Raw genomic sequence first — 11,719 nt, 5'->3', positions numbered from 1 at the left:
TCCCAAATCGCATAGCTAGTCAATTTAGATGGTTCCTCAATTTAAATGCCGCCAAATGGCAGAAAAGTTTCTTAGGCTATGCAATCACTGTTATTATGTACAGCATTAATTCGATAAAGTAGTGACGCATGTTACCTGACAATGTAAAAACCCAGATCCGCGCCATCTATAAGGATATCGCTACCGCCTTGCCTAATTTTAGGCCGCGCCGCGAACAAAACTATATGGTGGCGGAAATCTCTAAGACCCTCGCCGGCGACTATGATAAAGATAGGCGCATCATTGTGGTCGAAGCAGGCACTGGGATCGGTAAATCATTGTCTTACATCCTCGGTACCATTCCACTGGCATTAGCGAGCAAGAAAAAGGTCTGCATCGCTACCGCAACCGTCGCCTTGCAAGAACAATTACTGCATAAAGATTTACCCTTTTTTCTTGAGCAATCCGGCTTAAATTTCCGTTTTGGCTTAGTTAAAGGTCGACAACGTTATGTATGTCTATCGAAACTGGCGATGCTCATCGGTGACGACAACAGTACACAAATGGCCATGTGGCAAACTAAACCTGACAATAGCCAAGTGGCTATGATGCATGGCCTGTTAAAAGACTATAACGAAGGTCGCTGGAACGGCGAAATCGATACCTTAGCCGTGCCGCTGCCCGATCACCTGTGGCAACAAATCGCCTGCGACAAACACAGCTGTCATCGTCAAGTCGCCAGCCACAGAAATTGCCCGTTCCATAAAGCCCGCGAAGATGTTGATACCTGGGACGTGCTCATCGCCAACCACAGCTTGTTATTTGCCGATTTAGAATTAGGTGGCGGCGTGATTTTGCCCGATCCCGAAGACGTGTTTTATGTTATCGACGAGGCACATCACTTACCGATTGTGGCGCGGGACTTCTCCAGTGCACAGGCCACGCTTAGGGGCGCCTGCGACTGGCTCGAAAAAATTGGCAAAACCTGCGCTAAGTTACAAAACCAAATAAAAAGCAACAATATCATTGCCCCCGCGCAAGCGATGCAAGATCATTTAGGCGATCTTATCAGCCAGCTCAATCAAGTGGCCCACTATTGCGATACCCAGACCAAACACTTTGCCAATCCTGAAAACCGTCTGCGTTTTGAGCACGGCAAACTACCAGAGTCATTACTCATTCTCGCCGAAAACCTTGCTGTGACCTCTAATCTTGCCCTCAAACAGTTTAATAAAATGCTGTCACTGCTGGCCGAGGCGATTAAAGATGGCGATATTCCTAAACATCAATCCGAAGCGCTATTGGCCGAAACCGGATTTATGCTGCAAAGGCTCGAAAACCTGCAGAAACTGTGGAGGATGATGGCCAAGGAAGATAAGCACAAAGGCGCACCTATGGCGCGCTGGGTCGAACTCATCACAGGTAAACAAGTGGATTATCTGTTTAGCGCCTCGCCGATTGAAGTCGGTTTTATGCTGGAATCCATGCTGTGGCAAAAGGCCGCAGGCGTAGTCTTATGTAGCGCCACGCTGCGCGCACTCAATAACTTTGACCATTTCGTGCATCAAGTTGGGTTGTCACTCAATGATGGCAGTCGTTATTTAGCCTTACAATCGCCCTTCGATTACCCCAATAATGCGACACTTTATTTACCCAAAATGCGCACTGAGCCGACGGATGATGCCTATACGGCTGAACTTGCCGAACAAATCATCACCCTTATTGAAGGCGAAATGGCAACCTTAGTGCTATTCGCCTCCTACTGGCAGATGGAAAAAGTGGTTGAATTACTTGAAGGTAAACTCACCACTGAGCTACTTATCCAAGGCAATGCGCCACGGCAACAATTGTTAGAAAATCATAAAGCTAAATGCGATAAAGGCGAACCAAGCATCTTGTTTGGCACCGGCAGTTTTTCTGAAGGTCTCGACTTGCCCGGTGATTATCTGACTAACTTGATCGTCACTAAACTGCCCTTTGCCGTACCAACCTCGCCCGTTGAGCAAGCGCATGCAGAATATGTCAAAGTCAAAGGCGGTAATCCCTTCTTACAACTGACGATCCCAGATGCTTCACGTAAGCTTATTCAAAGTTGTGGTAGATTACTGCGTAAAGAGCAAGATTATGGCCGAGTGACTATTTTAGATAGGCGGTTAGTCACTAAACGCTATGGTAAGTCCTTACTGGATGCCTTACCGCCCTTTAGACGTGTTATAGAGTAGGATTAAAATTTGGAGTTGTTACTCGAGCCCAGTCATTGGGCCCTGTTGGCAGTCATAGGTCTTATCGCTGGATTCATTGATGCCGTCGTGGGTGGCGGTGGCCTATTGTCGATCCCCGCACTGTTAACCTTAGGCATTGCGCCGCATACCGTATTAGGCACCAATAAGTTAGCAGCAAGCTTTGGCTCTTTTATGGCAGCTTGGACCTATTATCGCAAACACCTCTTTAAACCCTCGTTTTGGTACATGGCTTTTATCGCCACCTTTATTGGCGCCGTATTGGGCAGTTTCTTAGTCTATTTAGTCGATACTCAATGGCTCGAAAAAGTCCTACCCTTGCTGATCATTGGCATCGCTATTTACAGTTTAGTCAGCCCCAATGCGATGTCAGACGTTAACTGCCAAGTACCAATCAGCAAGCCGCCAGCCAAGCAACAATGGCTACAGGGACTGGCTTTAGGCACTTATGATGGTTTTGCAGGCCCAGGCATTGGCGCATTTTGGACCGTCACATCTGGCTCTTTGTATAAACTGCCTTTACTGCACAGTTGTGGCCTTGCCCGTGCGATGACTTTTACCAGCAACTTGACCGCACTGACTATCTTTGGCTGGCTTGGACAGGTACAGTGGCAAATAGGTCTGTGGATGGGATTGTGCATGATGTTAGGCTCATTTATCGGTGCCCGCTGTGCGATTAAATTTGGCATGTCCTTTATCCGCCCACTGTTTATTTTGATCGTGCTAATGATTGCAGCGAATTTGGCATGGAGCGCATGGTTGTGAACACCCAACAATTAATGGTGATGCTGAAGAATCAGCTTAAAGCCTTAGAACAAGAAGTGCTGCAACACGATAATCGACTCGCGCCGCCACAGCGCAAACTCCTGCAAGAAACAGAGCGTTTTAATCACTCGCTGTTTGTCCAACACGGCGCCCAACTCAGCCCCTGTATTGAACAAATTCGTAGCAGTATTATGCAGCTCGAAAAACAAATTAAGCTTAAACTCGCCCCCCAGACCATTGCCCTGAGCTGTGAGCGGATCCAAGATAGATTCACCGCAGTCAAACGAGCCTTGCTGACCACTTCTATCGACATTAAGTCTAAAACTCAGCAGCGTGCCAGTAGCCGTGCCCGTTTTGCACAACGCCAGAATCAGTCTCACCAAGCCAGTGGTTTCGATTGGATCGCCAATAACGTGATGCAAAATAGTCATGAGATCTACGAAGAATTGAACAAACATCTGAATTGGGCGAAAAAATTTGAACAAAAAATTGAAGAAATGGAATCAAAACTTGAAAACTGTCATAGTGCTGACAAAATAAAATTGCAAAATGACATCCTTTTGATGCATCGTCGTCTAGGAAAATGCAGGCAAGCTATTAGTTATATAGAAGATCGCATTCAAATATTCGAACGCCCGTATCAGAGTAATAACCGTTAAGGAGTAACAATGAAATCACTTTTGCCAATTAGCAGCCTGCTAGTATTACTCGGATCTGCCTCAGCCTTCGCCGCAGATCTCAACATTCCTATGTCATTTGAGTACCTTGCTCTTGATGGTAAAAAAGTCGAGTCGAGCGTATTCAACCATAAAAGCAGCTTAGAATTGGCCCCCGGCACTCACAAAATCGCCATTCGTTACCATGAAATGGTAGAGGATAATTTTAGTGACAGCCAAACCTTTGTTAAGTCAGCACCTTTCATCGTTACTTTAGATGTTGATGGCGACCATCAATATTACCTACAAGCGGCCGAAGGTGAAGTCGTTAAAAAGCCTAAAGTTTACGCGCAAAACCCACAAATCAAATTAACCCGTAGTGACAAAGGCAACGTCAATTACCAAGTGGTGAATACCAATTTAGAAGAAGAAAGCTTCGTCTCTCGCCTTTTCAGTGGTAATCAAGCCGTTGACGTATCCGGTACTGCGGCAGCAGCAACCGGTGCCGCTGGAGCAGTAGTAGCCGTTGCACCAGCACCCGTGACAACATCGGCGACCGTTAACGCAACATCACTCACCGCCCCCGTAGACACCTCTAAAGCAGCAGGAGCCAACCCACAACAAATGTTGCAATACTGGTGGCTACAAGCGGATGAAAAAACCCGTAAAGAATTTATGAGCTGGGCAATTTCACAGCTATAACAACTTGCGATAACGAGGTTTAGTCAATATTGACTCTGATCCCACTGGTTTATCACGCCAGCTATTCCAAGCTGGCGCTTCCTCCCCATCACAGATTTCCCACCACTAAATACGCACATTTACGGCAGTACTTACTCGATAACCACATTGCCACGACTGCACAATTCCACGCACCAACGGCCATGAATGCAGAAGATGTAATACAAGTGCATCAACGCGAATATGTAGAGCAATTTATCGCGGGAACCTTGCCAACAGCGGCGCTAAGACGGATTGGTTTCCCGTGGAGTGAAGCCTTAGTTGAGCGTACCTTGCATTCAGTAGCAGGCACCACACTCACAGCTTCATTAGCCATAAATCAGGGTATTGCCCTGCATCTCACGGGGGGCTACCATCACGCCCATTACAATTTTGGCAGCGGCTATTGTATTTTCAACGACCTTATCCTCGCGGCCAGAAATGCCATCGCAAGCCATCAAGTACACAAGGTACTGATTTTTGATTGCGATGTGCATCAAGGTGACGGCAGTGCAACCCTCAGCCACCAACATCAAGGGATCATCAGTTGCTCGATTCACTGCAAAGAGAATTTCCCGAGTCGTAAGCAGTATTCCCACCATGATATTGAACTAACCAAAGGCAGCGATGACAATCTGTATCTCGAAACCGTGGAGCAGACACTCGCCCTCCTTATGCGAATCCATCAACCAGATCTGATTCTTTATGATGCTGGGGTCGATATTCATCAAAATGACGATCTTGGCTTGCTCAATATCAGCCAAGAAGGACTGTTCAGACGGGATTTAACTGTGTTATCAATGGCAAAATCGGAAAATATTCCAATTGCAGCCGTGATAGGCGGCGGCTACAGCAGAGACGCACTACAATTAAGCCAAAGACACAGCCAACTTTTTATTGCGGCAAATCATTTGTGGTAGCAAACTCAATGAAAACCGTCATGGAGCATAACAATGCAACTCGAAATCCGTAATTACTACGAAGTTCTTTTAATGGAAATATTGTCAGATGAAGGACTTATGGACGAGCTTCCTGAAGACTATCTCGCCGACTTATGTTGCGTGACCTTAAATCAACTGCCTGTGCGCTACATACGCCACCTCGTCGATACCTACTTCTTTGAAGACTATAACGAGCTGCAGGAATTAAAGCGTGAGATCCAAACCGCACTCGAAAAGTCCCGCGCCTTTCTTAAACAAAATCTGCAAAAAAGATTACAGGAAGAAGCCGAAGCAAATCGCTAATCTTGCTAAGAGTTACTATTGAGAGCATTTTTAGCCGTTGCAGTGGCAAGAACTGAGGCCGGTAATGGATTATCTCATTGTGCAGAAATATTAATGCTATAAATGATTAACGACAGAAAACGGAAATAGTCTGTAAGCTAAAATATTGAATAATATAAATTGAGTAGATATATAGAAGTACAACGGAAATAAACAGAGGGACTGTTGAATTGGAGGTTCCCCTAGAGCCGACACCCCGGCACACGAGTCGCTTGCTGCGGTTGCTCCCTTCCGGGCCTGGCCGAGTTCACAAGTTATCATTGCGGGGGGACCCTAGGGTCACCATAACTTCGAACATTACTTTGAATGACATAAACCAAAGCATTGCTTGAACGCGGAGGATTATCCCCCATGGACCCTATGGGATCAAGCGCTAATCGATAAGATCTCTTAATATCCCACCTAACTGCACAATCTATAAGCAAATGGAGTGATTGAAATGATAAAAGCCTGCAAATGCAGACTTTTATATATGTTTTACTGAATCTCTTATCATAAAAATCAGCAGGCTACACCGCAATCATCGCCAAAGGTGGTTACAACTTGATCAAATGGCGATTTTGCTCAATTATCTTAGCCCCAACACCAGAGACATTGGCTAAGTCATCTATAGCATTGAACTTACCATTTTTAGTGCGATAGTCGACAATCGCTTGAGCCTTTGCGGCACCAATCCCTTTGAGTACGAGTAACTGCTCGGCTGAAGCGGTATTAATGTTGACTTGAGCGGCATCTGGCATAGCTTTCTTCACATCCGATGCCATTTCACCCGCTTCAGTTTTAGCCTGTACTTTCACGGCGGCCTTGGTTGGGGTTTCTGTTGCGATTGCTGGGCTTGCCAAAAAAGCCGTTAATGCTATGGCACTCATAAAAGCTGGTATACGATTTGTGGTTTTCATAACAATTCCTCTATTCCATGATTTGCGGCCTTTCGTCCTACTTCCGTGGCCTCAAATCAAAAATAGTCTAAGCTGTCCCGAAATACCAAATCGGCGTCATAAATATTCACTATCGCTAAACTTCTGTCTTCAGCTCAATGAGCCAGTGCTTGACTATGATAAAAAGATGCAAAAAGCATCCTTTTATCATTCAAATAGCTAACGGTCTTTAAAATAACAACATTCATTAAGCTAATCGAGCTAGCGCTTGGTTCAAGTCGGCGATGATGTCGTCACAATCTTCTAAACCAATAGAGATCCGCAGCAAATTATCACCAATCCCAGCCGCCGTTCTTGCCTCTGGCGTATAAGGTGAATGCGTCATCGATGCAGGATGTTGGATAAGGGATTCAGCGTCACCTAGACTCACCGCAATTGAGAACAACTTTAGATATCCGACAAAGGCCATAGCTTCTTCTAAATTTGCCGCCAGTTCAAACGCGATAACACCACCAGCACGTTTCATCTGCTGGCCAATGAATTTATGCCCTTGATGAGATTTAAGCCCGGGATAATACACACGTGTAATGCTTGGATGTTCCGCCAAAAACTCTGCCACGCGCTGGGCACTATCGCAATGGCGCTGCAAACGCACATCTAAGGTTTTAAGGCCGCGTAAGATCAGCCAAGCATCATGTGGCGATATCACAGCGCCAATATCCTTTAAAATTTCATACTTCACTTTATGGAGCTGTTCTTCACTGCCACACACTATCCCCGCAATCACATCGCCATGGCCATTCAGATATTTAGTCGCACTGTGGACCACCAAATCAATGCCAAAATCCAGCGGTCTCTGCAGTAATGGCGTCATGAAGGTATTGTCGACAATACTGACCAACTGATGACGTTTGGCAATATTCGCAATTGCAGCTAAATCAAATACCTGCAAATGCGGATTGACAGGGGTTTCACAGAAAATGACCTTAGTATTGGATTTGATCGCCGCTTCTATTTCTGTTACCGATGAAAAGTCCACTAGGGACACTTCAATACCAAAGCGAGCAAACTGAGTCGTCATTAGCGCATAAGTACAACCGTATACGGCATTCGACGCCACTAAGTGATCGCCCATCTGCAAATTAGCCAGCAATGCGGCGGATACTGCGCCCATACCAGAAGCAGTTGCGGCTGCGGCCTCTGCCCCTTCTAAAATCGCCATTTTACGTTCAAGCTCGGCAGTTGTCGGATTACCTAAACGCGTGTAAATATACCCCGACTCATTACCCGCAAATCGCTCACCACCTTGCTGTGCAGACTCAAACACAAAAGTCGCACTTTGGTAAAGCGGCGTCACTAAGGCACCAAAGGCCTCTCGCTCATGGCCGCCATGAATAACCTGTGTTGCCGCCTTCCACATCTTGCCTGACTCATCTTGCATACCTAGCTCCTTGTCATTGGCATTGAGCAGTTCCCGTTCTTGATTGATTGTTGGTGTGGAGCGCTCAATGCCCGCATTATGGATAATCTAATAGATAAGTTAATGAAACATTAGCCCTATCGAATAAGCCCTACCATAACGCGGCCAAGCACTTAAGCCAGTAGCATGACAAAAATAGCAGCGATCAAAGGTGTAATTAACTTGTTACATAGCACTTTTACGTCGCACTTCGTCATTCTCTTTATCTGCAAGAATCATAAAAAATGCGCCAAGGAACAAGTCCATTAGCGCATCTACTTTCGGCTATTTGAATCGTTTAATCATATGATATTCAATAGCATCTACTCTTTAGACTTATCTTTAGATGACCGCGATACCCTATCATCAACATCGGCGAACTGGCCTTTTAATGCGTCGCGGCCTTCCTTGGTAAACAGCTTGCCTGAAAACTGCTTAAGTTCGATCAACAATTCCTGATGCACTTTAGACAATTTAGGCCTTTGCTCCTCCCTAAACACAATCGGCCGACACAGCGCCATGGCTTGATATCCAAGGCGCGCCGTTAACATGCCGCCCCCTAAACCTTGGGCCAAGCGAGCAGATAATTTACCTGTCATTTCAACCGATAACAGCTGTGTCCCTAAATCAGTGACTAACTCACTAGTGCCCGCATAAATAATATTAATGATGATACTGCGGATAAGTTTAATCCGGCTCCAATAACCTAACTCAATGCCATAACAACGGGCCACATCGCGCAGCATACGTTGATTACGCCAGAGGATAATCGCCATATCGAGCACTGCTAACGGACTGGCCGCCAGTAGCACTGCCGACTCGGCAGCATATCTTCGCACGACTTTTTTGGCCAGTTCATCCCGCTCAGTCAGCACTAAGTCCTCGAATAACAATACTTTCTCAGCATCATTATGCTCATCTTTTAATGAACGGCGAAGTTGCTGCAACCCTTTGCTGTCGCCATAGTGGCAAACGATATTATCGATAAAGCTGTCTGCTTCACCCATTTGCATGCTCTGCGCTAGCCTTGCACCTGTTTCTTGAGTATCGGCGACCTGTTTGAGTCGCTTGAGCTTACGGTATTCACTGACTGCGCCCGCCAATGCCCACGCACTGACAACCCCAAGCACCACACCATAAAAACTGAACAACCAAGGGCTCTCAAGCCAAGCATCCCTCAGTCCTAATCCTGTTTGAACTACTACGAGCAGCAATAAACTCGCTACTGCCAGACGAGCGAGCCAAGACCAACGGCGTGATTTTACAAGTTGAGGCGATACCGATTTAGCATCGATCATTTTTGGATGGGATGACAGCGTTTCATCCATCAATTCCTCAATATCAGCAGCCACTTCTTGCACTGGCGTATGCGGATCAAAGGCTTTCGCCCCTTTGAGCTCCTCTTTGCTGGGTTTGAGCTCCACGACTTCTGGGTCAAACAGCTGCTGCTTTTTCAGCGGCTTATGTTCAACTGAGTGTGCAAATGAGTTCGCAGAAGAATTAGAAGCCTGCTCGTTAGCGTTATCCGATAGCTTTAGCGTCATTCCAACTTATCTCCCAGTAAGTACTGCAGCAAATGATCGAGACGAATATGGTCAAAGTGCACTTGAGATGGGTCAACATTGGCATTGCTCGGCGGTGCAAAGCCGACAAAGTTAAACCCTTGTTCACGCCAAAAATCGGGCTCAGGTAAGCGAGTGGGCACTTCGCCTGGAAACAAGGTCAGGGCTTTACCGTTGAGTCCCATCCCCTGCACGACTTCCACCTCGCCCTCTTGGGTCGTTACCATGCCATGGCGAGTCGCTTTAATGGCGCTAATCGCCATCGTCTCCACTTTACAACCATCGAAACTGGCAAAATGCTGGCTGTGTTTCAACATATCGGTCAGCAGGGACAAAACATGGCTCTGCTGATCGCGAGTCACATGGTCAACCTTGCTCGCGGCAAACAATAAACGGTCGATGCGGGGGGCAAATAAACGCCGTAAATAACTCGATTGGCCAAACTGAAAGCTTTCCATAATGGCATTGAGCGCCGCGCCCATATCCTCAAATTGCTTTTTACCGCGATTCAACGCACTAAAACAGTCAACGAGTACTAACTGCCGATCAAAACCGGCAAAGTGGTTTTTATAGAAAGGCTTAACCACTTTAGCCACGTATTCTTGATAGCGTTTTTCCAGTACATGGAATCCACTGTGTTTATCGCTTTGCGAAAGCTCAGCAAACTTTTCATCATTAACCAATAACAGGGGGAAAAAAGCCAATAAGGGAGCACCCTGCCATTCACCTGGCAATAACATGCGCCCAGGTTGCGCTTGGTAATAACCTTGCACGTGCACTAAATCATTGAGTAATAGCTGATATTGATCGGCAATTTGCTTTAATTGCTGTTCATCGGCGTTCGCGGCTAAATCCAATGATGTCAAAGATTGCTCAAACTCGGCATACAAGGGAGAGCTTTTAAGATTCTCGATGCGAACTTGTTGAGCACGGCACCAAGTAACGAAGTCTTGGCGCAACATAGGTAAATCGAGTAACCATTCGCCAGGATAATCGACTATGTCCAAATACAAGGTGGCGGTATCAGAAAACTTGGCCAGTAAGCCCTTCTTAGGTTGGTACTTAATCGCCAATCGTAACTCAGAAATAGTACGGGTAGAGGCTGGCCAGGTCGCAGGTTCGGAAGTGAGCGCTAACATGGCGCCTTGATAATCAAAACTGGCGATTTCAAGATCCGGCTGCATGGCACGCTTAACACCGAGCAAACGCTGATCGCGGCTCACCTGCCACAGTGGCAAAGCGCTGTTGTTGCGGGCGTGGGGTAAGGTTGAGACAGGTCCAGAATTGAGTAACTGATTGACTAACCCCGTGATAAATGCGGTTTTTCCCGCACCAGAAAGCCCAGTCACGGCCAAACGTAAATGCCGGTCTGCGGTGCGATGTAGCAGGGATTGGCCCTTTTGGGTTAATTTATGGAGCGAGGCATCAAGCATTCCCATAGAGACTTCCCTTATGTCGAATGATGTTAACTTATGTCAAGTGATGTTGACTATACACTGGAATGGAGCAGAGATTAAGCAACAAGGGCGGACATGGCCGCCCTTTAGAAGGGTTACAAACTATTGATTTGTCTTTTTAAATCAAAGTTGTCAGAGGTGACATGGCGTTCTAAATTTTGTAGCCTGACTTCCAGACTTCGAAATTGACGACTCACGTCGCTTAGCGCTTGCTTTGCGGGTTCTCCCGACTGCCACGGCTTCTTCTTCACCTCGATATCGTCTCTATCGTAATGCTTTTGCGGCTTGATGTCTAAAATCACCCACAAAGCGACATAGATGATAAATACCACACCTGAGCCGCCGAGTAAGAAGATAGACACAGTCAGCACTCGCACTAACCAAGTTTCAATCGCAAAGTACTCGGCAATCCCTGCACATACACCCGCTATTTTGCCTGACTGGGGAATGCGGTACAAAGTACGGCCATTAGATCCTCTCATGTTTCCCCCTCCATTCGGGCGATTCTGTATCCAGAATGGCCTCTAAGGTCTCGATACGCGCCGCCATTTTATCGGCCTTGGATATCAAATCATTGAGTTGTGAAAACTCTTCCTCAGTGAGTCCCTGGCTCACTTGTCGCTTACTGCGATAATGAAGAACTAACCATATTGGCGCGACTATCACCATGAAAATAATAATCGGCGCCATTAGCACGTCCATATCCATAACTCACCTCTG

General features: G+C 46.4%; 12 protein-coding genes and 1 other RNA gene. 6 read left to right on the top strand and 7 right to left on the bottom strand.

The genetic code is table 11. From position 1 onward, the window contains the following. Nucleotides 1-128: 128 nt before the first annotated feature. Genes dinG through L5M40_RS06825 form a run of 6 tightly spaced genes read left to right on the top strand, consistent with a single transcriptional unit; the run spans nucleotide 129 to nucleotide 5,604 of the window. Nucleotides 129-2,201, top strand: a complete 2,073-nt coding sequence (dinG, locus tag L5M40_RS06850; protein ID WP_131524311.1) for an ATP-dependent DNA helicase DinG — start codon at nucleotides 129-131, stop codon at nucleotides 2,199-2,201. 9 nt (nucleotides 2,202-2,210) lie between these two features. Next, nucleotides 2,211-2,984: a sulfite exporter TauE/SafE family protein gene (locus tag L5M40_RS06845; RefSeq protein ID WP_263256445.1), complete on the top strand. Its 774-nt coding sequence runs from the start codon at nucleotides 2,211-2,213 to the stop codon at nucleotides 2,982-2,984. Then, nucleotides 2,975-3,643, top strand: coding sequence for a primosomal replication protein (locus L5M40_RS06840; RefSeq protein WP_249195591.1), 669 nt, complete (start codon nucleotides 2,975-2,977; stop codon nucleotides 3,641-3,643). Before L5M40_RS06845 ends, L5M40_RS06840 begins: the two co-directional genes overlap by 10 nt. 9 nt (nucleotides 3,644-3,652) lie before the next feature. Further along, nucleotides 3,653-4,342 carry a DUF2057 domain-containing protein gene (locus L5M40_RS06835; RefSeq protein ID WP_263175954.1) on the top strand — a complete coding sequence of 230 codons (690 nt, stop codon included), beginning with the start codon at nucleotides 3,653-3,655 and terminating at the stop codon, nucleotides 4,340-4,342. 29 nt (nucleotides 4,343-4,371) lie between these two features. After that, a complete protein-coding gene (locus L5M40_RS06830) occupies nucleotides 4,372-5,280 on the top strand; it encodes a histone deacetylase (RefSeq protein WP_263256442.1) in 909 nt (302 codons plus the stop codon). Between the two features lie 33 nt (nucleotides 5,281-5,313). Next, nucleotides 5,314-5,604, top strand: a complete 291-nt coding sequence (locus L5M40_RS06825) for a late competence development ComFB family protein (RefSeq protein ID WP_028760452.1) — start codon at nucleotides 5,314-5,316, stop codon at nucleotides 5,602-5,604. A 218-nt stretch (nucleotides 5,605-5,822) separates the two neighbouring features. Here the strand turns inward: L5M40_RS06825 and ffs are convergent. From ffs to pspB, 7 genes are all read right to left on the bottom strand, one after another. Then, nucleotides 5,823-5,920, bottom strand: an RNA gene (ffs, locus tag L5M40_RS06820) — signal recognition particle sRNA small type. Nucleotides 5,921-6,179: 259 nt separating this feature from the next. Continuing rightward, the gene (locus L5M40_RS06815; protein ID WP_173496509.1) at nucleotides 6,180-6,542 is read right to left on the bottom strand and encodes a ComEA family DNA-binding protein; all 363 of its coding nucleotides are present in this window, start codon (nucleotides 6,540-6,542) and stop codon (nucleotides 6,180-6,182) included. Nucleotides 6,543-6,768: 226 nt separating this feature from the next. Beyond that, the gene (gene megL, locus L5M40_RS06810; protein ID WP_263144440.1) at nucleotides 6,769-7,962 is read right to left on the bottom strand and encodes a methionine gamma-lyase; all 1,194 of its coding nucleotides are present in this window, start codon (nucleotides 7,960-7,962) and stop codon (nucleotides 6,769-6,771) included. 341 nt (nucleotides 7,963-8,303) lie between these two features. Continuing rightward, nucleotides 8,304-9,524 carry a YcjF family protein gene (locus L5M40_RS06805; protein WP_263175956.1) on the bottom strand — a complete coding sequence of 407 codons (1,221 nt, stop codon included), beginning with the start codon at nucleotides 9,522-9,524 and terminating at the stop codon, nucleotides 8,304-8,306. Then, complete coding sequence (locus tag L5M40_RS06800) at nucleotides 9,521-10,981, bottom strand: YcjX family protein (protein WP_263144435.1); 1,461 nt, start codon at nucleotides 10,979-10,981, stop codon at nucleotides 9,521-9,523. Before L5M40_RS06800 ends, L5M40_RS06805 begins: the two co-directional genes overlap by 4 nt. A 113-nt stretch (nucleotides 10,982-11,094) precedes the next feature. Beyond that, nucleotides 11,095-11,481: an envelope stress response membrane protein PspC gene (pspC, locus tag L5M40_RS06795; RefSeq protein ID WP_028760457.1), complete on the bottom strand. Its 387-nt coding sequence runs from the start codon at nucleotides 11,479-11,481 to the stop codon at nucleotides 11,095-11,097. Further along, nucleotides 11,468-11,707, bottom strand: coding sequence for an envelope stress response membrane protein PspB (pspB, locus tag L5M40_RS06790; protein ID WP_006081138.1), 240 nt, complete (start codon nucleotides 11,705-11,707; stop codon nucleotides 11,468-11,470). Before pspB ends, pspC begins: the two co-directional genes overlap by 14 nt. Nucleotides 11,708-11,719: the final 12 nt, after the last annotated feature.

The sequence above is a fragment of the Shewanella sp. SM68 genome (assembly GCF_025653925.1).
Taxonomy (GTDB): Bacteria; Pseudomonadota; Gammaproteobacteria; order Enterobacterales; family Shewanellaceae; genus Shewanella; species Shewanella oncorhynchi.
This window is presented reverse-complemented; position numbering and strand designations above follow the sequence as displayed.